Consider the following 23,568-nt stretch of genomic DNA (forward strand, 5'->3'; position numbering starts at 1 on the left):
TATTAACTTCTTCTACCACCACGTCCACCGCGTTTACCCTCGGTATTATGTTTCAGAGTTGATAAGCGAGATTCACTTTCCTTTAAGAAACCAGACATCATACTATCGAAGTCACTGGCTCCACCTGCACTAGCTTGTTTTTTATTTCCAAAATCGTTTCCACGACTATTATTAGGTCTACTTTGATACCTTGGCTTTGAATCACGATTGTTTTGTGTTGACTGTGTGTGTGCATGATGAGCATGACTTGGACGATCGGATTTTTGCTCCGGATTGTCACTAGCTGCCTTGATAGATAATGCTATTTTGCCATCATCACCGATTGACATGACCTTAACATTAACCGCATCCCCCACTGTCAAAACGTCGTGAATATCATTGACGAATCCGCTGGAAACTTGACTAATATGGACTAGCCCCGTTTTGTGATTTTCTAAATCAACAAATGCCCCAAAATTTGTAATTCCAGAAACTTTACCAGAAACTTTTGTACCAACTTCAATTGCCATGAATCGAAAGATCCTCCTTGAATTATGTAATTCGAGTATAGCATAATTTGCGCCGACATCTCTACAAAAAAAGAGTTTAGTCACAATTATGTGTTGTGGTCAAACTCTATTTACTGGAATCCGATAAACTGTAGATGGTTTCGCCGGATTTAGAATAGTAATATTTTTGTCTCAAAATCTTTTGTAGATAATTATTGTCATGGAGTAGCTCGACTTGTTTGTCTAATTTTTTATTCTTAGCTTTAGTTTTTTGCAGTGTTTCTTGCTTCGCTTCAATTTGGTTATTCACTTTACCTAAATTATATTTAGTTTGAATAATTTGAAAACCTAAAACTAGAAAAATGACCGCAAAAAAACCGATGATAGCGTAAAACCGATGTTTACGTACCTTAACGATGCGATCTCGCTCTTCGACTTGTTTAGCTAGTTTCGTATTGATTGACGCAATATTACTGCTATTACGTTTTTTCCCCATAGTACTTACCCCTCGTAATTCATTACCACGAGTATACCAACCTCTCTCCTATTTGTCTAATACAAATAAATTCAGTTAGGACTTGTAATCCCGCTTAAATAAAGGGGTAAATGGACAATTCTTAAAAAATTATTCAGAGAAAATTAAACTACTATACATTATTTGCGAAAATCTTCAGCGTAACTTTCATCTAAAATTTCATACATTTGTTCTGCTTCATCTTTTTTAGTGGTTTCGATGATTTTTAAAATCTTAACGATTTCAGTCTTGTTACCAAATTTAATCGTTAATTCATCTGCGACCTTAACGTTACTTGACGATTTCGCAGCATTACCGTTAATTAAAATTCGACCTTGATCCGAAATTTCTTTCGCCACTGACCGTCGTTTAATAATTCGTGAAACTTTTAAAAATTTATCTAATCGCATATTATTCCTCCGTCTTTTGACTGTGTGTTAATAAATTCAATATTTTACGGCCGCCTGGAAAGACCAGTACTTCTTTGACAGTAAACAACTTCAACCTAATAATCCCAATAGCGCTCACAATCACCCCTGCGATAATTGGTAAAAATACATTGGGAATCATCGCTAGCCGTGAATGTTCAAAAATCATTTCAGACAAGGCAGCAACAATCCAAGCAACTGCCATCATAGCCATCACGATAATGGCTAACTTCATACCAAAGGTTTTTCCTTCGATGACCGCATGCAATTCGCTCGGCATTTTCATCCAAATAATCAGTAAGGCGACGCTGAGACTAATGACTGTGCCGAAACTGGCTCCAGCAATGCCTAACTTGGTGACTAAGAAAAAGTTAATAACAATTTTCACGCCGATTCCGGCCAGTAGAGCAGCCACTGTTGATCTAAAACGATTAATACTTTGCAAAACACTACTGTAGGTCGTGATTAAGCTAATAAAAATAATACTAATCATATTTATTGATAGAGCAATTTGACCATTGGCATTTTCGAACAGCAATGTATCAATTTCCGGCATGAGGGCCACTAACCCGGCCGTTGCTAGACAAGCTAAAGTCGTGCACAGGTGCATTAAGGAACGATAAATCCGTCTAAATTCAACTTCCTTTTTTTCGATAAAACTAGTTGTGAGGGATGGCAACAATGATGCTGAAACCGAGGTTGCCACCACGAGCCCTAATTGAATCAGTGGTTGTCCACGGTCAAAGATTCCTTTCAAGCTTTTAGCCATCGCTGGGGTTTCTCCTTTGGCAACCAGTGCCTGTTGAACCGTAAACGAATCTATCAATTGGAGCAATACCACTAGTGATGCAAACAGGCAAATGAGGCCACCTTCTAGTAACAACCGCCGAGCGATAATTTTTAATTCGTTGATACTGCCAGCTTGTTTTGTACCCGTCAACATTTTCTTAAAGGTTGGCATTAACACGATACTAGCGGACAATCCGGCTGCGGCAGCTGCTCCCATGGCCCAGGTACCCATTTGATAAACGTTCCAGCCAACATTAACTGAAATCACTGCCACTGAAATTACAATCACCACGCGGACAATCTGCTCAACTAATTGAGAAATTGAGGTGGTCGTCATTATATAACGACCTTGTTGATAGCCACGCGTGACTGAGGTGAGTGGAATAAACAAGAACATTAAGGAAACACTTTGAATAATCGGTGCTAATTGGCGGTCACCCATTAAAGTGGCTAATGGCGTAGCTAAAAACCATAGGCCAACCAAAATCAACCACGATACTGGTGTAATCAACTTCAGTAGTTGCTGAGCAACTCGCCGTTTGCCAGCTTCATCTGGTTGTTCTGCAATCAATTTAGAAATAAACACGGGCAACCCGGTTAAAGCAATTGTCATCCCAATCCCGTAGATTGGATAAACTTGTTGGTAAACATAAAAGCCTTGATCGCCAACTAAATTTTGAAACGGTACTCGATAGACCGCGCCTAAAATTTTAGCGATCAATGATGAGAGCGATAGAATCATCGCGCCTTCAAATACTCTATGCAGTCGTTGATTCTTCATTGTCCTGTTCTCCTGCAACTTCGAAATGTTCACTTAACGCTTTCACAAAGACGGTCAACTGTTCCATCCAATCTTTTTGTGTCATCTTCGGTTGGATTACCAATTTAATCATCGTTTTACCAGCCTCATCCCCGATTGTGGCTTTAAAGGCTGTCACGGTTAAGTCTTTCAATAATTCGCGAGCTGTGATTTGTTCACTGGCCTTCTCTGATAAGGTCACGAAAATATAATCTTTTTGTTTCCTAATTTTATCAAGCTGGGCTAAATCAGCATACATTTTTAGCCGCCCAACTGCTAATAGATTTTCAACCTGCACTGGGAAATCACCGAATCGATCAATCAGATCATTTTCTAAGTCCATCAGACGCTCTTCATTTTCCAGCGAACGAATACTCTTATATAATTCAATTTTTTGCCGTTGATCATCGACATATTCAGTTGGTAAATAGGCCTCAATGCCAACTTCAATCTCTGTATCTGTTTTAACAATCCGTTCTTCGCCACGTTTGACTGCGACGGCATCCGCCAACATTTGCGAATACAAATCATAACCCACAGAATCAATGAACCCGTGTTGTTGTTGGCCTAATAAGTTACCCGCCCCACGAATCGACAAATCACGCATGGCAATTTTAAAGCCGGAACCTAATTCGGTAAAATCACGAATGGCAGAGAGCCTTTTTTCACTAACTTCCGTTAAAACTTTGTTTTGTTGATACATGAAATACGCATAGGCCACCCGATTACTTCGTCCAATTCTACCACGAATCTGGTAAAGCTGTGATAGTCCCATCCGGTCCGCATCTTCGACGAAGAGCGTATTGACGTTTGGAATATCGACCCCAGTTTCAATGATTGAAGTGGTCACGAGCACGTCGTATTCACCGCGAATAAAGTCATATAGTACCGATTCGAGCTGAACTTCAGTCATTTGTCCGTGAATATAGCCCACGCGAGCCTCTGGCACCAGCACCGAAATTTCTGCCACGGTTTTTTCAATATCAGCAACCCGGTTATGCAAATAATAAACCTGGCCACCACGACCCATTTCACGCATGACCGCGTCACGAAGTGCACCGGCATTTTGTTCCATCACGTACGTTTGAATTGGAAAACGACCAGCTGGTGGCGTTTCAATCACAGATAAATCACGCACACCCAACATTGACATATGCAAAGTACGAGGAATTGGGGTAGCCGTCAAGGTCAACACATCAACTGAGCTTTTTAACTGCTTCAATCGTTCCTTATGTTTCACTCCAAAGCGTTGTTCTTCATCAATAATTAATAAGCCTAAATCCTTAAATTTAACGTCTTTTGACAAAATGCGATGCGTCCCAACGACGATATCACACTCGCCGGTCATCAATTGTTGTTCCGTTTCATTGAGTTGCTTGCGCGTCCGGAAGCGAGACATCATGGCCACATTAACTGGATAGCCTTCGAAACGACGCTGCATTGAATCAAAATGTTGCTGAGCCAAAATTGTAGTGGGTACTAAGAACGCGACTTGCTTACCACCTTCAACTGCTTTAAAGGCGGCTCGTAAGGCGACTTCTGTTTTACCGTATCCAACATCCCCGACCAACAGTCGATCCATTGGTTTGACGCCTTCCATGTCCTTTTTAATTTCAGAACTACTGCGCAACTGATCTGGCGTTTCCGTATACGGAAAATCATCTTCAAATTGCTGCTGATAATCATCATCACGTGGAAATTGGAAGCCAACTTCAGCTTCCCGTGCCGCGTACAATTCTACTAGTTCTTGAGCGATATCTTCGATTTTAGCAGCGACACTGCGTTTAGTTTTCGCCCATTCAGAACCACCTAATTTGTTAATTTTAGGTTTCTTGGATTCAGAGGAAACGTACTTCTGCACTAAGTTAAGTTGAGTAACGGGTACAAAAATTTTGGCATTTTTTTGAAATTCGATGGCGATGTAATCTTGTTTAACGCCTTGGCTCTCAATCGTTTCAATGCCTGTGAATTGACCAATCCCGTGGTTTACATGAACGACATAATCCCCTGGTTTAAGGTCCGTGTAACTTTTAATTCTTTCCGCATTTTCGAGTGTTTGGCGTCGTGCCCGCTTTTTTTGGACCGTTTTAAACAGTTCTGATTCGGTAATGACAACCAAATTCGCCCCTGGCAATTCAAATCCATTAGCCAAACTATCATTGACTAATTGGGATACGCCAGTTTGAATTTCATCTTTTTCAGTCAAAGTAATCTGAATACCAAAATCGTTGAGCGTGTTTTCAACCTTGGTCAATCGTTCGGCGCTATTGACTAAAATAACTGTCGTCAACTGTTGCTTATTGAATCGCTGCATTTCGGCTTTCAACACTGGCATTTGGCCAAAAAATTGTTGCATGTTGCGCGCAATTAGATTGGTAATTTGTGCAAACCGAATCTTACCCATTCCCTTTTGAAAGAGTGCGAAGAAAGCTTGCGCATGCTTATCACTGGTGATTAACTGACTCACGTCATGATTCAAAGATTGATCACTAATGATTTTTTGACTGGCTGCTTGTGCTTCTAACCAACTTGTTTGGCCTTCATCAACATCATCTTCCTTAGCTAAAATCCGGGGATAATCTTCGGTCAGCACCATCCCTGTCTTGGGTAAATAGTCTAAGATTGAGACGTCATCTGCATATACATCCTGACTAAATTCAATCAATTCCGGTGTAATTTGTTGATGCTTCAAGGCCTTTAAAATTGGTGAAATATTTTGTTCTAATTGGTTTCGTTGCTCGTCATCTAGCTTACCGCTCGCCTTACTTAATTGTTTCGCTAATGAATCATGAATTCGATCAAAGTCAGTTGCATCAATCACGAAGTCAGTCGCAGGTAAGATTGAAACTTCCTCAACATTTTCGATACTGCGTTGTGTGGTCGCATCAAAATACCGCAATGAATCCACTTCGGTATCAAATAAATCAATCCGAACCGGGTTATCAGTATTTAATGGATAAATATCTAAAATTGAGCCACGAATAGCAAAATCTCCAGGACGAACGACCATTTTTTCAAACTGAAAGCCCATTGAGCTGAGCTGCGTCCGTGCTTCAGTTAACTTGATGTCAGAACCAATTTTGATTTTTAGTTGTGCATTTTGAAAAGTTTGCGCTGCTGGTAATCTTCTTTTCAAACCGGAAGTCGAAGTGACAATTACCACTGGTTGGTCGCTTAAAAGCGCGTCCAAAGCAAGGACCCGCTGTAAACGAAATTCAGGTGAACTAGTTGCGACTTCAACCGCCAAATTTTCTTCCACTGGAAATTGGAAGACTTGATTGTCCGGCAAACGGTTCAACAAGTCATTGGTAATCAATTCCATATGTGCCAAATCGTCAGTGACAATAATTTGGGATTGTTGCAATTGGCTATGAAGTGCACTGATTAACAACGTTTCCGCCGAACCTGAAACACCAGTAATTAATTGCCGCTTTTGTTCATTAATTCCAGATTCAATTGTCTTAAACTCTGGCATCTGCACCAGAAGGTTTTCTAATTTCAATCGATTTCCTACCTTACTAGTTATACTTATTCATTAATTGACCAAATGGCATCCCGGTAATCCAGTCTTCTACCGCGTTTTCAGCTTGAGTAATGTTATCTTGTAATCCATCTTGTTGATCTGCTTTAAATTTACCTAACACATAATCAACAACATTCGAATTTCCTGGATGATCAATGCCGACTTTCACGCGGTGAAATCCTTGGGTACCTAAATGATTAATCAGACTTTTCAAACCATTATGCCCGGCGGCTGATCCTTTCGCTTTCAAGCGGATTTTTCCAATTGGCAAATCCATATCGTCATGAACAATAATCAAATCTTCGACTGGGACATCGTAATAATCCATCAATGGTTTGACTGACCGACCCGACTCATTCATAAACGTCGTTGGTTTGACCAACAAAACTTTTTCGCCATTAATAATGCCACTCGCTGTCATTGCTTCCATTTTGCTTGTATGTTTAAACGACAACTGATAATCCTTGGCAATTTGGTCAATTACCATAAACCCCATATTGTGCCGGGTTCCATCATACTGAGGTCCAATGTTTCCTAAACCAACAATCATTTTCATTTTTTCTATTAATCCCTTCCAGATAAAATACAAAAAGGCCGCACCAGGCAGATACCCGGTCAGCTAATCTATAACATTATAAACTAGAATTGAAAAAACAGACAGTTAAATCATTCACTGTGAGACATTTAGCAAAGTTTTATTAAAATTAAGTCGGCTTTTGAAATAGCTTTCATTAAAACCTTAAAAAAATTTTACATTCATGTTATAATATTCACGTTATAAAATATTTTGTTTTTCTGAAAGGACGTATTTAGAAAATGACTAAGACACCTAATCATCAAAAAGTTGTACTTATCGGTGACGGAGCAGTTGGATCAAGTTATGCATTTGCAATGGCACAACAAGGTTTAGCAGAAGAATTCGTTATCGTTGATGTTATCAAGGAACGTACTGAAGGGGACGCACTTGATCTTGAAGACGTGCAAGCTTTCACTGCTCCAAAGAACATCTACTCTGGCGACTACTCAGACTGTTCAGACGCAGACCTTGTAGTTATCACTGCTGGTGCACCTCAAAAACCAGGTGAAACTCGTTTACAACTTGTAAACAAGAACCTTAAGATTATCCAATCAATCGTAAAACCAATCGTTGATTCAGGATTTGACGGCATCTTCGTAGTTGCTGCTAACCCAGTTGACGTATTGACTTACGCTGTTTGGAAGTTCTCTGGCTTCGACAAGAGCCGTGTGATTGGATCAGGTACATCACTGGATTCAGCACGTCTTCGTGTTGCTCTTGCCAAGAAACTTAATGTTGACCCTCGCGATGTTAATGCTAACATCATGGGTGAACATGGTGATTCAGAATTTGCTGCTTATTCAACAGCAACTGCTGGTGGCGTTTCAGTTGTTCAACTTGCAAAAGAAGCCGGTGTTTCATTTGACGACTTACTTCAAATTGAAGACGAAACTCGTCACAAGGCTTATGAAATCATCAACCGTAAGGGTGCAACTTACTACGGTGTTGCTACCTGCTTGATGCGGATTTCACGCGCAATCCTACGCGATGAAAATGCTATCTTACCTGTTGGTGCTGCACTTGACGGTGAATATGGTTTGAATGACATCTTCATCGGTACACCTGCCGTTATCAATGGTTCAGGTCTTGCTAAAGTTATCGAAGTTAAACTTGATGACCGTGAAAAAGATTTGATGGCTAAATCAGCTGCAACGCTTCGCCAAGTAACTGCTGACGGAATTGCTGCATTAGACTAATATTAATAGAACTTAATCGTTCGTTAAACTCATGTAATCATTTGATTGCATGAGTTTTTTATATCATGTACCATGATATTTGGAGTAATTTCCCACAATATTTTTATTTATTTCTCATTAATTTCTCATTCACTCTCATTTTTGTGTTATTATATTTAGTGGTTTATTTTACAGATTAAATGAGGTTTAATTTATGCTACTAGAAACACTAGTTAAACAAAAAAAAGAATTAACAACTTTACAAGAAGATACGACACTCGAAACGGCACTTTCTGTTTTGGAAGATTCTGATTTCAGATGTGTCCCAATTTTAGATGAAACTGGCACTTTTTTCAGAGGTAATATCTATAAGATGCATATCTATCGTCATAAGTCTCGCGGTGGTGATATGCAATTACCAGTTACAACACTCCTGAAAAACTCAACTAAGTTCATCTCTATTAACGCCGCCTTTTTCACTGTGTTCTTCGCCATTAAGGATTTACCTTACATTGCGGTGCTTGATGAAAATAGTCAATTTTCGGGTATTCTGACACATACTAAATTACTCAGTATGTTGGCAGAAGGCTGGAATGTGCATACCGGTAGTTATGTCATCACGGTTTTAACCGCAGATGATCGTGGTTCATTGGTTAAGATGACCAAAGCGATTACCAAGTACACACCAATTAATAACTGTCTGACCTTAGGCTTAAATGAATCTAGTGAATATCGTCGTATTTTATTCACTTTGCCTGCCAATGTTGACCAAAAAATGTTGGATAAGATTGTCCATAATCTAAATAAAAAAGGCTTCGAAGTTCCTGAAATTGAAGATCTTCATGCGAAGTTTTAATCGATGACCAAAAAGGCACCAACAATTCACAATCGAATTGTTGATGCCTTTTTAATTTGGTGCACTCTTGATAACGCTGTAATATGTACTACCCTATGATGTCTGCTTTTTATTACTAAGTAACCCGATACTCACCTGCAACGATCGATCAACCTTATGCATTAACCCGTCGGACAAGTGTGTGACCTTATCCCGTAATCGTTGCTTATCGATGGTGCGTACCTGTTCTAATAATATCACTGAATCTTTTTCAATCCCGACATACTCTGAATTAATTTGAACGTGAGTGGGCATATTTGGCTTTTGCATTTTTGCCGTTATTGCTGCCACAATCACCGTTGGACTGTAATGATTACCAATATCATTTTGAATAATCACTACAGGTCGTAATCCACCTTGTTCAGAGCCAATCACTGGTGACAAATCCGCATAGAAAATATCACCACGTTTAATTTCAACCTTGGCCAAACATCCCCACCTCCTTTTTCACAAAGTCTAACAAGCGCTAATTATACCATACTACAACCCGATTTGCTCGATATAGTTAGTTTGATTTATCGATAAACTCGTTGCACTCGTTCAGCAACGCTCGTCATAATCTCGTAGTTAATCGTACCGGCATACTCGGCGACATCTGTAGCACCGATTGTTTGATTTCCTTGATGACCAATTAAGGTCACTTTGGTGCCAGTTTGGTATTGTTTAGGCAAGCGAATCATCATCTGATCCATGCAAACCCGACCAACGATTTCACATTGTTGGCCGTCAATTAACACATGAAAGCCTTGCATACAACGTGGATATCCGTCGGCGTAACCAATTGGCACCGTGCCAATCCATTCGTCGGTTTTGGCAGTGTACGTGGCTCCATAACTAACCGAGGCTCCAGCTGGAATTTGTTTAACAAAGACTAATTGTGTTTCCAATTCTGCAGCTGGTTCTAGTTGATATGGCAATTCTTCAATGGCCACTCCTGACGGATTAAGGCCATACATAGTCACACCAAAGCGAATCATATTACCAGTCACTGGTAAATGCCACAAACTAGTTGCCGAATTTGAAATATGTACATATTTGGGCAATTGAACTAATGCGCCAGTTAATTGCTGCCAAGTTTTAAATTGTTGCTCAAAATATTTGGTATCTGTTTGATCTGCCGTCGCAAAATGAGTGAATACTCCGTCAAAACTAAAGAGATCACTGGCTAATAAAGTTTCTGCCTGCTTAACATCTTCTGAGTGGCGAAATCCGATTCTCCCCATGCCAGTGTCGATTGCCAAATGGACACTCAATGGTTGCTTTGCCGTAGTTTGATCAGCATAATCTTGTAACCAATCCACGGACCCGACAGTTAGTGAAATACCGGCATCTGCGGCCAAAGTAGCGAAGGCAGGTGAAGTTATCCCTAAAACTAAAATTGGCGCGGTAATCCCTGCTTTTCGTAACGATAACGCTTCATCTAAGATCGCCACACATAATCCTGTGGCTCCAGCAGCTAAAGCAGTCTGTGCAATTTCTAAAATGCCATGTCCATACCCATTTGCTTTGACAACCGCAAACATTTCAACATCATCTGTTAAAATAGCACGTTCATGCTGAATATTATCTGTTATTGCTTGTAAATTAACGACTAACTTAGTTTCCCGATTCTTCCCGATTACCATTGCACTATCCCTCTTCTAAAATGACTTCACTGATGACGACTGAATCAGTATGTGAAATTGACACATGGACTGGGCCATCAAAAATTGATTGCTTAATCGTCGGTTTTCCAGATTCATCGTCAAGAACTTCCAAATCTTGAAAACCAACTGCCGCACCAATACCAGTTCCCAACGCTTTGGAAAAAGATTCCTTCACTGAAAAGCGGCCTGCCAAATACTCAGCCTGTTTATGAGCGCTTCGCGTTAAATACTGTTGGTGTTCTGCAGCGGTTAACGTTTTGCTAATAAAATTAGCGTGTTTTTCTTTCATTTGTTCAACGCGTTTAATTTCACTGATATCAATTCCAATACCATAAATCATGATTATATCCTTTACTATCACTATTTTGTTTCATATTGTAGCACAGTTTGCTTTCACAATCGTCCTAAATTATCAGAAACAAAAAGATCTAAGCCAGATTTTACATCCAACTTAGATCTAAGTACTAATTAATCATTATTTTTTTTGCGAATACTGAATGCGTGGGATGAACCACCATTGCCGCCGCGGCTGCTTGAGCTACGGTTGCTTGATCCACGACTGCCGCCATGGTTATCACGGCTGCCCTTATATCCACCTTCACGGTTTCCACCGCCTGAACGATTGCCGCCGCGGTATCCACCGCCATTACGACTCCCGCCTGAACGATTACCACGATAGCCGCCACCATTACGGCTTCCACCGCTACGACGACCGCCGCCACCCTTGTGACGAGGTAATGGACGTTCTGGAGTGATCTTAACTGGCACACTTGAAGCATCGTCTTTAGTGACGTTGTTCAACAAAGCAGCAACCAAATCAATTGGTTCGTACTTCGTCAACAGCTTTTCAGCTTCTTCTTCAAATTTAACAGTTTCAGTTTGACCAACAAGTTCGTCAACCTTAGAAATTGCATTTGCCAATTGACCCTTCAACGCTTCATCAGCGGTTGGTGGCTTCAATGGTAACATACGGACCTTCGTTAATTTTTCAATTTCACGAAGATAATCCATTTCACTAGGAGTAACGAAGGTTAATGAAACACCATGGTGTCCGGCACGACCGGTACGGCCAATACGGTGAACATAACTATCTGGGTCTTGAGGAATATCGTAGTTGTAAACATGAGTCACACCAGAGATATCTAATCCACGGGCGGCCACATCAGTAGCAACTAAAATATCAATTTTACCGTTCTTAAATTGTTGCATGATTTGACTACGACGTTGTTGAGTCAAGTCACCATGAATACCGGCAGCATTGTAGCCACGGGCTTCAAGGCCTTTTGATAATTCGTCAACACGACGCTTTGTCCGACCAAACACAATTGTCAAATCAGGATCTTGTACATCAATCAAACGTGTCATTGTATCGAACTTTTCAAAGTCCTTTGAACGAACGTAGAATTGGTCAACTAAGTCAGTAGTAACTTCCTTAGCCTTAATCTTAACGTGTTGTGGGTCAGTCATGAATTGCACACCAATTTTTTTGATAGCTGGTGGCATAGTAGCTGAGAACAACAATGTTTGACGATCTGCAGGAGTCTTGTTGATGATTGATTCAATATCATCCAAGAATCCCATGTTTAACATTTCATCGGCTTCATCTAAAACTAATGTCTTAAGATGGTCAAGTTTGACTGTCCGACGGTTGATATGGTCAAGCAAACGACCTGGAGTCCCAACCAAAACTTGTGGATGGTTCTTCAAGTTGTTGATTTGACGACGAATATCAGCGCCACCGTAAACAACTTGTGCCTTAACCTTTTTATCTTTACCTAATTTGTATAATTCTTCTTGCGTTTGGATAGCCAACTCACGAGTTGGTGAGATAATCAACGCTTGAATATCTCCATTACTTGTATCCGTATCTTCGACGATTGGCAATCCAAAGGCAGCTGTTTTACCAGTACCGGTTTGTGCTTGTCCAATGATGTCCTTACCCTGTATTACCAATGGAATAGTTTCCTCTTGGATTGGGGTTGCTTCTTCGTAGCCACTACGCTTAATGGCTTTAAGTAGGTCTTCTGATAGACCCAATTCGCTAAACTTCAAGTGTTTTCCTCCTGGGATTGAACCTCACCATCTAGTCAAATTCCGTTGACCACAGCAATGGTGAAACTATATAAAATAAATACAACTAAATAAGTATACTAGTTCTTAGTTGAAATAACAACTAATTTTAATAATAAGTGCTGAGCTTATCGGTTAACTTCGGAACCTTTACGATAAATAATCAAGTGTTGTCGCTTTATGACAATGGTTGATTATTTAATTAAAGTGACGAAGTTGATAAGCGAAGCCGTTAATAATAAGTGCTGAGCAACTCGGTTAATCAATGAGCACTAACGTGATAATTCAATGAATTCGGTCTGTGAATTTGTTGAGTTATGAGTTAGATGAGTTGATTGAGGTGCGAAGCCGTTAATAACAAGTGCTGAGCAAAGCGGGAGACATTGAGTATTAACAGATAATAACCGTCATCCGTTTTTAGGATGATGGCTATTATTGGTTAAACGGAAATGGCTGCTTTGCATAGCCGTTTATCAGCACCCCAAATCAACCCTAACTAGTCAATGCATCCAGCACCGTTTCCAAATGCAATCCGTGACTAGCTTTAATCGCGACAATATCTTTATCGGTAATCAAAGCCCCTAATTCAACAGTCATCTTGGCTTTTTCTTCAGTAGCAAAATAATGCACATGCTCACCATAGTCTTCAACAAGAGCATCGTACAAAGCCTTCATATGAGGACCAATCAAATAGACTTCATTGATTTTTTCTGGATCAAATACTTCGGATAAATCTCGATGAAAATCATTTGATTGTTCACCAAGTTCAAGCATGTCACCCAAAACCACGATTCGTTTACCCGCTGTTTCTGCCTTGGAAAAGACGTTAACAACTTCTTTGACCGCTGTCGGATTGGAATTATAAACGTCACTGAGAATCTGTTCACCGGCACTACCTTTAATCCATTCAGTCCGATTTCGTGTAATATCGGGAGAACTGAGTGCCCGATGCATATTTTTAACTGAAATGTGCATTAATTTTCCAACACTCAGCGCAGCTAACGCATTGGTTACGTTATATTCACCCATCATTGGAACTTGGAAAGTTTCATCTGGCCACGCATTGGTGACAAACTCTAATGAGTAAGCAGTCGCGTTGACACTCGTGGCATAAATGTCATTATTCAACTGACGACCAAATTCGAGTTTATCTTGCACAATTGATGCAGTCCGTTCAGTTAACAATGGTTCATCCCCATTGAACACCAGCGTACCGTCTTCTTTTAAACCATTCACGATTTCCATTTTCGCGTCAGCAATTTTGTCACGACTGCCAAAGAATTCAATATGGGCTTCCCCAATCATTGTAATCACGGCAATATCAGGGGTGGCTAATCGACTCAGTGCATCTAATTCACCAAAATGATCCATCCCCATTTCAACAACGACGGCCTCAGTATTAGGGTCCATGTTTAATAAGGTAACTGGGACACCAATTTCATTATTGAAATTTTCAAACGTTTTGGTGACATTCATTTGGGTGCTAAGAATCGATGCAATCATATCTTTGGTCGTGGTTTTACCATTACTACCGGTCACTGCCACCACGATTGGGTTAATTTTACATAAATAATAACTGGCCAATTCTTGCAAGGCAGCCAATGGATCATCAACAACTAACAATGGTTGACTGTCATCTCCCACCGCGTGATCACTGGCCCATAGGCTAGCTGCGGCCCCATTTTCAAAGGCACTGGCCACAAACTTGTGACCATCTTGTTCTCCATTGAGCGGCACAAATAGTGCTCCGTCGTCAAGGTTTCTGCTGTCAAAGGCAACACTACTAACCTCGACCCCTTGCAAAGCACTAATATCATTCTTTACATTAATCGCTTTGGCAATTTCCGCCAATTTCATTTTCATTCTGGAATCTCCTTTTAGATCTACTTCATTCAATCTACAACCTTATCATTATAACACCTTTTACGACAAGCCAATTCCACAAAAAAAGTTAACCCGCCGTCTTCGACAGATTAACCGTTTAATTGTTATTTACATTTGTTCGAGGCGTTTAATCCGTTCTTCCATTGGTGGATGAGTTGAAAATAAATTAGCCATCGATTTCTTTTTAATTGGATTACTGATATAAAGCGCTGCACTACTTGGATCAGCTTCTTTCATCGGTTCCGCGTTGGAGATTTTTTCTAAAGCTGAAATTAATCCCCGTGGATTCCGTGTCAGTTCCACCGCCCCAGCATCGGCCAGATATTCACGATTTCGAGACAGTGCCATTTGAGCTAACGACGCCGCAATTGGTGCTAAGACAACTACAACTAGTGAGAGCACCATCAAAATAATTTGAATGTAGCCGCCGCCTTCACGATCATTGTTACGTCGGCCACCGCCCCACCAAAACGAATGCATTCCGATATTAACGAGCATCGAAATAACAGCCGCTAATGCTAACGCAATCGTTTGTAAACGAATATCGTAATTCCGCACATGAGTCATTTCGTGACCCATCACACCTTCGAGTTCTTCGCGATTCAATTTATCTAAAATACCAGTGGTTGCCGCAACGGCTGCATGCTCTGGATTATTACCAGTGGCAAAGGCATTTGGACTTGGGTCATCAATGATATACACTTTTGGCATCGGAACATTGGCAACTAACGCCATATCCTCAACCACGTGCCACAATTCAGGTGCTTGATCTGCGCTCGTAATTTCATGGGCATGATTCATCCCCATCACCACTGAAGTTGATTGGGAAATCATCAAGGCCATGTAGATTCCACCAATTACGACTGCCATTAAAACTCCAGCCACATAACTATCAAAGAATACATAACCGACAGCTGCGCCAATCAAGAGCACCAACAAAACAAAGCCTATCATGACATAGACTGTACGTCGTTTATTTCGAGCAATTTGTTGATAGAGCATCTAGTTTATTCTCCAATACGAGTAAATTAAAATGAAACTTTGACATTTTCTTTTTCTTCTTCTGGAACTTTTAAGTATTCTACTTGTGCAAAATGATGAATACCGGCTACAATGTTAGTTGGAAATGATTGAATCTTGGTATTTAAGTTGGCCGCCGTTGAATTAAACAATTGGCGTGAATAAGCAATTTTATTTTCAGTATTTGAAAGTTCTTCCATCAATTCTGAATATTGAGCACTGGCTTTCAAATCTGGATAATTTTCGGCTAAAGCAAAAATTGATTTCAATGAACTAGTTAATTGATCTGAAACTTCCATGGCTTGTTGATGATCACCGGCTGGTACTTGAGTCATTTGGTTTCTCAATTCAACCACTTTCTCAAGTGTTGATGATTCGTACTTACCATAGCCTTTAACTGTTTCAACTAAGTTAGGAATCAAATCATTCCGACGTTTGAGTTGCACATCGATTTGGCTCCATGATTCTTGCGTTTGAACACGCGCACTAACTAAGCCGTTATAAATTCCCGCATAAATTGCGATTAAGGCAATAATCACGACAATTACTACAATAATTGTTACCATTAATATTTCCCCCTTGAATGATGTTACGTATAATCAAATGATAACGTACTTTACTAGTGGAATAAAGTCATTTGAATAAACTTAATAAGTTTTGAAAGGTTGATAATTATGAATAATGTTTTATTTGTTTGTTTGGGCAACATTTGCCGCTCACCAATGGCAGAGGCGATGTTTCGCCAGATGGTTAAACAAGCTAATTTAGAATCACAATTTCAGATAGATTCTGCTGGCACAAGTAGTGAAGAAACTGGTAATCCGCCACATCCCGGCACTCGTGAAATCCTAGCTAAATATAATATTCCTGCTGATGGCTTGGTTGCGCGTCAAATCACGCGCCAAGATTTTGAAAATGCTGATTATATTATTTGCATGGATGGAATGAATTATAACAATCTAGTGCAAATGGCTGGCCCAAGCTCCCAAGATAAAGTCCATCGTATCTTTGAACTAGTGCCTGGAGAAGAGTCTCGAGAAATCCCTGATCCTTGGTACACGCACCGTTTCCAAGATACTTATGACAGTTTAGCTGCCGCATTACCAAGCTGGTTTGATTATCTGACCAAGTAAAAACCGTCTTTTTTTCGAAGACGGTTTTTTAGTTCTTATTATTAAATGATTTAGCAAAATTCTTTTGCACAGACTTTGGTGCGTCCTTGTATTTCATCGTCTTCACGAGTTCACCCCGAACCATTAAACGACCTGCACCAGTAGCATCACAAGTAACTAATGTTATAATATTCTTTCCAGGTGTATTCTCGACCACATCAACTCGAGTCGCTGCAATATAGGTTTTTTCAGTGGTTTTATACTCATAAATCTTTTTCAAATCGGTCAAATAAATCTTTTGACCCACTTTACTCTTCCAGTATAACGGACTAAACAAAATTGTGTGGCTATTCATATGGTGCCCGGCTAAAGGATAATTACCTTCACCCATTTTTTGATCAGCACGCATGGTCCCCGCAGCCAAGGCTAAGGTATAATTATCAACCCCTTTGGCGATTGGTAAATTCAATTTAATAGATGGAATTGAGATTTCACCGATGACATTTAACGCAGATTTTTTAGCTCGCGCTTTACCCACCATTTGTAAATCTAATGACTTAACATCCTTAAAATCAAAATTACCGGACTTTTTTTTGTTATTATTAATCTTTGTCTGTGAAATTTCTGGCTTATAACTATCAACCAGATAATCCTTAATCTGTTGATTAAAAATTAAAGCAAGCGAGACAATCAACAGAAGCGTTAGCCCAACCCAACTCAGCCAGCGTTTCCAACTTGAACGTTTCTTATTTTTCATCAAATTCCCCCTACACCTGATCACTTTTATTAATAAAGTGGTTGGTGTTACCATAATAACTATTGTTATTATGAGAAAATTATACATTACTTTTAAAAAAAAGAAAGAAGAACGCACGTATGAAGAAGCTGTTACACCTAAATAAACTAGAAGATTGGGAGAAAAATCTCTACGTTCTCTGGGTCAGCGTATTTGTGACCGGACTGGCATTTTCCGAAATTATGCCCTTCATGTCACTATATGTTGATACATTAGGTGACTTTACAAAAAGCCAATTAAACCTCTACTCCGGTGCCGTGTTCGCCATCACTTATCTGATTACAGCAATCATTTCACCCTTCTGGGGTAAGCTATCTGACACTCACGGACGGAAAATTATGATTCTTCGTGCCTCGTTTGGGATGGCAATTGTCATCGGCTTAATGTCTTGTGTCACCAACGTCTGGCAATTATTTACTCTGCGTTTTATCCAAGGAATTTTTGGTGGTTACGTCAGCAATGCCAATGCCATTATTGCAACCACTGCCCCTCGGGAGAAAAGTGGCCGGGCCTTAGGAACTTTGATGGCCGGCTTAACTGGTGGTTCCCTGCTGGGTCCCTTATTAGGTGGAGCATTAGCATCCATGTTTAGCTACCGGATGACCTTTTTAATTACTGGTATCTTACTATTTATTGTCTTTATTTTTAGTTGGTTATTCGTCACTGAAAAGAACTTCAAGCCAACTACGGCGAAAAAGTTGCAAAAAGCGTCTGGCGTGATTGCCGCTTTAAAGAGCCCACAAATGATTTTTGGAATGTTCATTACCACATTAATCATTCAAGCTTCTAATAACTCTATTACTCCGATTATTTCTCTATATGTCCGCGAACTCATGCATAACAATGGTAACGTCACATTAGTGAGTGGGATTATTGCCGCCGTTCCTGGGTTGGCCACCATGTTAGTTGCTCCAAGATTTGGAGCGCTGGGCGACCGAATTGGTACCGAACGGGTGTTAACTATTGGTTTTATTTTAGCCATTTGTTTCTTTATTCCCACGGCGTTTGTCACTAATATTTGGCAATTAGGGATTTTAAGATTCTTGATTGGAATTTCCAATGCGACCATGATTCCGCAAGTCCAAACCCTCTTAACAAAAAATACGCCACCAGAAATTACGGGGCGCATCTTCAGTTGGAACCAAAGTTTCCAATCGTTTGGAAATGTGATTGGCCCCATGATTGGTGCCTTTATCTCTGGATTATTCGATTATAGTGCCGTCTTCTTATCCACAGCTTTACTGGTTGCTATCAATTTCGTGTTATTTAGAATAAATGTTGTGAACGCTAAGAAATAAAAAACACATACCAAATTGGCATGTGTTTTTTTGATGATTCTTATTTGAGACCATATTTCTTGTTGAAACGATCGACTGCACCATCTGCTTGAGTAAACTTTTGCTTACCAGTGTAGAATGGATGTGAGTCTGATGTAATTTCAACACGAATCAATGGATATTCGTTACCGTCTTCCCACTTAACAGTATCTTTAGAAGTTGCTGTTGAGCCAGAGATGAACTTGAAACCAGTTGATGAATCTTCGAATACAACTGGATGGTAATCTGGATGAATGTCTTGTTTCATGTTATTACGCTCCTTTTGCCATGAGTCATTGACTGAGACATAGTTTATTTATATCTAACTTTACGATGATACCATAGATAATAATTTTTGACAACCTACGATTCGGAAACCTGAGTTTCAACTACTTCAGCTCCAGCTTCATCGACAATATGCACGTCAGCATTGAGGCGGTTAAGTTTCCAAACAATCCGATCATAACCACGCAAAATATTATCAGCATGGGTGATTTTGGTCACACCATTGGCCATTAAACCGGCAATCATTAACGAAGCACCTGCGCGAATTTCACCCGCTTCAACCGTGGCTCCATGTAATCCTTCAGAATGTTCAATCAGGATTAGGCCGTTTTCAGTCGAAATCCCCATCCCCATTTTCTGTAATTCAGGAACGTGTTTCACACGTTGTGAATAAATTGTATCCACAATTACGCTGACACCTTCAGCTGTTGACAATAAAGGCGTTAAGGGTTGTTGTAAATCCGTGGCAAATCCTGGGAATGGTAAGGTTTTAATTTTAATTGGTTTGAGATTTTCGCTCCGTAACACGCGGATACTATCTTCACCAATTTGTAAATTAACACCCATTTCAAGTAATTTGCTGGTGAATGATTCCAAATGTTCTGGAATAATATTATGCACAATGACATCGTCACCAACTGCTGCTGCCATGGCCAGATATGTGCCAGCTTCAATGCGATCAGGAATAATTGTATGAGTATTAGTGGAACGCAGTTCTTCGACTCCTTCGATACGAATTACGTCAGTCCCTGCTCCACGAATTTTAGCACCCATGTTATTCAAGAAGGTTGTCAAATCAGTAATTTCTGGTTCGCGAGCGGCATTTTCAATCACCGTCGTACCTTCTGCTTTAACCGCAGCTAAAACCGTATTAATCGTCGCTCCAACTGAGACCATATCCATGAAGATGGTAGTCCCTTTTAAGCCATTTGGTGCACTTATATGCACGGTTCCATTATCTTCAAATACCTCAGCACCTAAAGCTTCAAACGCCTTAATATGTTGATCAATTGGCCGTGGACCGATATTATCTCCACCAGGAAAAGTGAGTACTGCTTTATGGAAACGACCCAATAAAGCACCCATGAAATAATATGACGCTCTCAAACTCTTGATGGCCTTGCTAGGAAGTTCGCTTTCAACAATTTGAGTAGGATCAATATTTAAAATTCCATGCTTAAACGAAGATGTTACATTCATCGACTGAAGAATAATCATCAGGTTATGAACATCCAAAATATCTGGTACAGTATCAAATTGGACTGGTGTATCCGCTAAAATAGCAGCTGGAATAAGCGCCACTGTACTATTTTTAGCACCGCCAATCGTGATTTCTCCCGAAAGTCGGTTTCCTCCCTGTATGATCATACTTTTCATTGATAATTCCTCGCTCTAATTTATAGTTCTGTTTAAAACAACCAAATGTAATGATAAAGAAATATTGGCTAAATTACAATACTTTTCGACCACATATTATGTTAAATTTTGACAAAATTTTGCACAATTATGAATCACATAAATGTTTTAATCTAATTTTAATAAATAATTCTGGAACCTATTTCGTAAATCTTATTTTATTATATCGAAAAAGAGATTGAGTAATCCCCAATCTCCTCCATTTTGATAATAATTATTATTTTTCGCTAGCCGCTTTGATGAAAGCTTTGAACAAGCCTTCAGGGCGGTTTGGCCGCGATAGAAATTCAGGGTGATATTGTGCTGCCACAAAGAACTTCTTTTCTGGCAATTCAACGACTTCCACCAAACGATCATCAGGTGATGTACCTGAAAAGACCATACCGTGGGCCGCAAACTGTTCGCGATATTCATTGTTAAATTCATAACGATGACGATGACGTTCGCTAATGACATCTTGATTATCATAAGCTGCTGCTGCAACAGTACCAGGCTTTAATTTACATGGATAGGCACCCAAACGTTGAGTTCCACCCATATCTTCAACGCCTTCTTGATCATTCATCAAGTCAATCACATTGTAAGGTGTTTCCAAATCAAATTCAGCTGAGTTAGCATCCTTTAATCCGACCACATTACGTGCAAATTCGATACATGCAGTTTGCATCCCCAAACAAATACCTAAGTAAGGTACATCATTTTCACGAGCATACTTAATCGCCGTAATCTTGCCTTCAGTTCCTCTGGTACCAAAACCACCTGGTACCAAGATACCGTCAGCATCGCCTAATAATTCAGCAACATTATCTTCATTCACATCTTCAGAATTCAAATGTGTGATATCTACGTCAGAATCGACGGGATATCCAGCATGCTTGAGTGCTTCATTTACAGAAATGTATGCATCTTGCAGATTTGAATATTTGCCGACCATTGCAATCTTGATGGTTTTGCTCAAGTGTTGCACATGTTCAGACATTGCAGCCCATTCAGCCATATCGGATTTAGGTGCATCAATATGCAATTGATCACACACAATTTGGTCCATGTTTTGTGCCTGTAAGTTCAATGGAATTTGGTACAATGTGTCAACATCTAATGATTCGATGACCGCATCGGGTTCCACATCACAGAACAAGGCAATCTTTTTACGCATACCGTCGTCGATTGGCTTTTCAGTCCGAACAACTAAGATATTAGGTTGAATTCCCAAACCACGTAATTCTTTGACACTATGTTGTGTTGGTTTCGTCTTCATTTCGCCGGCTGCGTGCAAAATTGGAATCAACGTTGTGTGAATGTAAATCACATTGTCAGAGCCAATATCACGCTTCATTTGACGTAGTGCTTCCATGAAAGGTAACGATTCGATATCGCCGACGGTTCCGCCAACTTCAGTGATAACAATGTCGGAGTCGGTACTTGTACCAGCACGCATAATCTTTTCTTTAATCATATCTGTGATATGTGGAATTACTTGTACGGTGGCACCTAAATAGTCTCCGTGACGTTCTTTATGCAGAACCTCAGAATAAATTTTCCCAGTTGTTACATTTGAATATTTGTTCAATGTGATATCAATAAAACGTTCGTAGTGACCTAAATCTAAATCAGTTTCCGTACCATCATCAGTGACAAACACTTCACCATGTTGATAAGGACTCATCGTACCTGGGTCGACGTTGATATATGGATCAAACTTTTGAATCGTAATCTTCAGGCCGCGATTTTTTAATAACCGACCTAATGAAGCAGCAACGATCCCTTTACCAAGGGATGAAACCACCCCACCTGTTACAAAAATATACTTTGTCATGTTGTTACTCCTTTGGGAAAATTTGAAGGCTGGTACCATCTTGCAAAATTAAAAAAGTCCCCTATCCATCATAGAATAGGGGACCATATATTAATCGAACAATATTGTCTCGAAGTAAGTCCTTCGAGAGCCCATATAAGATAATACAGTCAGAAAAGAGATTCGTCAAGAGGAAAGTAATAAGTGCTGAGCAAAGCGCTAGCCATTGAGTATTAACAGATAATAGCTGTCATCCTTTCTTGGGATGATAGTTATTATTAGTTAAACGGAGATGGTTGCTTTGCGAAACCGTTAAAGCAACAAAAAAACAGCACAATTACAAAATGTAATTGCCCTGTTCATTCAAATCGAATTAATCACCGCAGTGGTTCGAATTCAATCAGGCACTAACCATTACTTATCGTGGTCGTCTTCCTCATCATCATCGTCGCCATCACCATAATCGTCTTCGTCATCATCTTCATCATCGTCATCAGACAATTCAGCAAGTTGACCTTCAATTCCATCATCAGGAATATCGGCATCTTCGTCGACGTTTTCTGTATCATCATCGTCGTCAAAGTCGTCTGCACTATCGTCGTCATCGTCTTCGTCGTCATCACCCAAATCTTGATCTTCTGGGTCATCATCGTCGTAATCGATCACGTCATCATCGTCACCAGCATCGACAAGGAACGCATTAACCTTCTTGCGCTTCTTACGTTTTGGTTGACCGTCGTCTTCTTCATGAATGGTTGCTTCATCAATTGATTCAAATGGGTACCACGCACGTAGTCCCCATGTATTGTCACCAAGGGAAATAAAACTACCATCGACATTTAAGTCCGTGTAGAATTGTGACAACCGTTCACGGACTTCCTCATCACTCTTACCTAAATATTGTTGAACTTCATTTGCAAGATCAACAAAAGCCATTGCGTCGCCATGATTTGCTAAAATGGCGTGCGCAACCTCAATCATTGAAAGTTCTGATCTGTCTTGGCCTTCAAATGCTTTTAATTCCAAACTGGTGCACATCC

General features: G+C 40.0%; 22 protein-coding genes. 4 read left to right on the forward strand and 18 right to left on the reverse strand.

Annotated features, from left to right (window positions below):
* Positions 1-2: 2 nt before the first annotated feature.
* The 6 genes from F0161_RS09670 to pth form a co-directional block, all read right to left on the reverse strand.
* Entirely contained in the window at positions 3-509 is a 507-nt protein-coding gene (locus F0161_RS09670) for a S1 domain-containing RNA-binding protein (RefSeq protein ID WP_150204431.1), read from the reverse strand.
* A 106-nt stretch (positions 510-615) separates the two neighbouring features.
* Positions 616-984 (reverse strand): FtsB family cell division protein, encoded by a 369-nt coding sequence (locus F0161_RS09675; protein ID WP_137602386.1) that lies wholly within the window; start codon positions 982-984, stop codon positions 616-618.
* A 158-nt stretch (positions 985-1,142) separates the two neighbouring features.
* Positions 1,143-1,412, reverse strand: a complete 270-nt coding sequence (locus F0161_RS09680) for an RNA-binding S4 domain-containing protein (protein WP_137602385.1) — start codon at positions 1,410-1,412, stop codon at positions 1,143-1,145.
* 1 nt (position 1,413) lies between these two features.
* The gene (locus F0161_RS09685; protein WP_150204432.1) at positions 1,414-3,000 is read right to left on the reverse strand and encodes a putative polysaccharide biosynthesis protein; all 1,587 of its coding nucleotides are present in this window, start codon (positions 2,998-3,000) and stop codon (positions 1,414-1,416) included.
* Positions 2,978-6,520, reverse strand: coding sequence for a transcription-repair coupling factor (mfd, locus tag F0161_RS09690; protein ID WP_150204433.1), 3,543 nt, complete (start codon positions 6,518-6,520; stop codon positions 2,978-2,980). Before mfd ends, F0161_RS09685 begins: the two co-directional genes overlap by 23 nt.
* Before the next feature lie 16 nt (positions 6,521-6,536).
* Positions 6,537-7,097: an aminoacyl-tRNA hydrolase gene (gene pth / locus F0161_RS09695; protein ID WP_150204686.1), complete on the reverse strand. Its 561-nt coding sequence runs from the start codon at positions 7,095-7,097 to the stop codon at positions 6,537-6,539.
* Between the two features lie 260 nt (positions 7,098-7,357).
* Here pth and F0161_RS09700 point away from each other — a divergent pair, with 260 nt between their 5' ends.
* Positions 7,358-8,314 (forward strand): L-lactate dehydrogenase, encoded by a 957-nt coding sequence (locus tag F0161_RS09700; RefSeq protein WP_137602381.1) that lies wholly within the window; start codon positions 7,358-7,360, stop codon positions 8,312-8,314.
* Positions 8,315-8,507: 193 nt separating this feature from the next.
* A complete protein-coding gene (cbpA, locus tag F0161_RS09705; protein ID WP_137602380.1) occupies positions 8,508-9,149 on the forward strand; it encodes a cyclic di-AMP binding protein CbpA in 642 nt (213 codons plus the stop codon).
* Between the two features lie 93 nt (positions 9,150-9,242).
* On the opposite strand, the gene F0161_RS09710 is transcribed toward cbpA, so the two are convergent.
* From F0161_RS09710 to F0161_RS09740, 7 genes are all read right to left on the reverse strand, one after another.
* Positions 9,243-9,617 carry a type II toxin-antitoxin system PemK/MazF family toxin gene (locus F0161_RS09710; RefSeq protein ID WP_137602554.1) on the reverse strand — a complete coding sequence of 125 codons (375 nt, stop codon included), beginning with the start codon at positions 9,615-9,617 and terminating at the stop codon, positions 9,243-9,245.
* A gap of 86 nt (positions 9,618-9,703) precedes the next feature.
* Positions 9,704-10,813, reverse strand: coding sequence for an alanine racemase (alr, locus tag F0161_RS09715; RefSeq protein WP_150204434.1), 1,110 nt, complete (start codon positions 10,811-10,813; stop codon positions 9,704-9,706).
* A 4-nt stretch (positions 10,814-10,817) separates the two neighbouring features.
* Complete coding sequence (gene acpS / locus F0161_RS09720; RefSeq protein WP_150204435.1) at positions 10,818-11,174, reverse strand: holo-ACP synthase; 357 nt, start codon at positions 11,172-11,174, stop codon at positions 10,818-10,820.
* A 128-nt stretch (positions 11,175-11,302) separates the two neighbouring features.
* The gene (locus F0161_RS09725; protein WP_150204436.1) at positions 11,303-12,886 is read right to left on the reverse strand and encodes a DEAD/DEAH box helicase; all 1,584 of its coding nucleotides are present in this window, start codon (positions 12,884-12,886) and stop codon (positions 11,303-11,305) included.
* A gap of 510 nt (positions 12,887-13,396) precedes the next feature.
* Positions 13,397-14,767 carry a UDP-N-acetylmuramoyl-tripeptide--D-alanyl-D-alanine ligase gene (locus F0161_RS09730; RefSeq protein ID WP_150204437.1) on the reverse strand — a complete coding sequence of 457 codons (1,371 nt, stop codon included), beginning with the start codon at positions 14,765-14,767 and terminating at the stop codon, positions 13,397-13,399.
* Between the two features lie 129 nt (positions 14,768-14,896).
* Positions 14,897-15,790 carry a zinc metalloprotease HtpX gene (gene htpX / locus F0161_RS09735; RefSeq protein WP_137602549.1) on the reverse strand — a complete coding sequence of 298 codons (894 nt, stop codon included), beginning with the start codon at positions 15,788-15,790 and terminating at the stop codon, positions 14,897-14,899.
* A 26-nt stretch (positions 15,791-15,816) separates the two neighbouring features.
* The gene (locus F0161_RS09740; protein ID WP_137602548.1) at positions 15,817-16,374 is read right to left on the reverse strand and encodes a LemA family protein; all 558 of its coding nucleotides are present in this window, start codon (positions 16,372-16,374) and stop codon (positions 15,817-15,819) included.
* Positions 16,375-16,482: 108 nt separating this feature from the next.
* Here F0161_RS09740 and F0161_RS09745 point away from each other — a divergent pair, with 108 nt between their 5' ends.
* On the forward strand, positions 16,483-16,941 hold the full coding sequence (locus F0161_RS09745) for a low molecular weight protein-tyrosine-phosphatase (protein WP_150204438.1): 459 nt from the start codon (positions 16,483-16,485) through the stop codon (positions 16,939-16,941).
* Between the two features lie 28 nt (positions 16,942-16,969).
* On the opposite strand, the gene F0161_RS09750 is transcribed toward F0161_RS09745, so the two are convergent.
* On the reverse strand, positions 16,970-17,677 hold the full coding sequence (locus F0161_RS09750) for a class A sortase (RefSeq protein WP_150204439.1): 708 nt from the start codon (positions 17,675-17,677) through the stop codon (positions 16,970-16,972).
* Between the two features lie 119 nt (positions 17,678-17,796).
* Between F0161_RS09750 and F0161_RS09755 the strand changes: the two genes are divergently transcribed.
* A complete protein-coding gene (locus F0161_RS09755) occupies positions 17,797-19,014 on the forward strand; it encodes an MFS transporter (protein WP_150204440.1) in 1,218 nt (405 codons plus the stop codon).
* Between the two features lie 40 nt (positions 19,015-19,054).
* Here the strand turns inward: F0161_RS09755 and F0161_RS09760 are convergent, their stop codons facing one another.
* The 4 genes from F0161_RS09760 to rpoE form a co-directional block, all read right to left on the reverse strand.
* Entirely contained in the window at positions 19,055-19,300 is a 246-nt protein-coding gene (locus F0161_RS09760; RefSeq protein ID WP_137602544.1) for a type B 50S ribosomal protein L31, read from the reverse strand.
* Positions 19,301-19,395: 95 nt separating this feature from the next.
* Positions 19,396-20,694: a UDP-N-acetylglucosamine 1-carboxyvinyltransferase gene (locus F0161_RS09765; RefSeq protein ID WP_137602543.1), complete on the reverse strand. Its 1,299-nt coding sequence runs from the start codon at positions 20,692-20,694 to the stop codon at positions 19,396-19,398.
* A 256-nt stretch (positions 20,695-20,950) separates the two neighbouring features.
* The gene (locus F0161_RS09770) at positions 20,951-22,549 is read right to left on the reverse strand and encodes a CTP synthase (protein ID WP_150204441.1); all 1,599 of its coding nucleotides are present in this window, start codon (positions 22,547-22,549) and stop codon (positions 20,951-20,953) included.
* A 393-nt stretch (positions 22,550-22,942) separates the two neighbouring features.
* Complete coding sequence (rpoE, locus tag F0161_RS09775) at positions 22,943-23,554, reverse strand: DNA-directed RNA polymerase subunit delta (protein WP_318635332.1); 612 nt, start codon at positions 23,552-23,554, stop codon at positions 22,943-22,945.
* Between the last annotated feature and the right edge of the window lie 14 nt (positions 23,555-23,568).

The sequence above is a fragment of the Paucilactobacillus nenjiangensis genome, from assembly GCF_008632615.1.
Taxonomy (GTDB): domain Bacteria; phylum Bacillota; class Bacilli; order Lactobacillales; family Lactobacillaceae; genus Paucilactobacillus; species Paucilactobacillus nenjiangensis.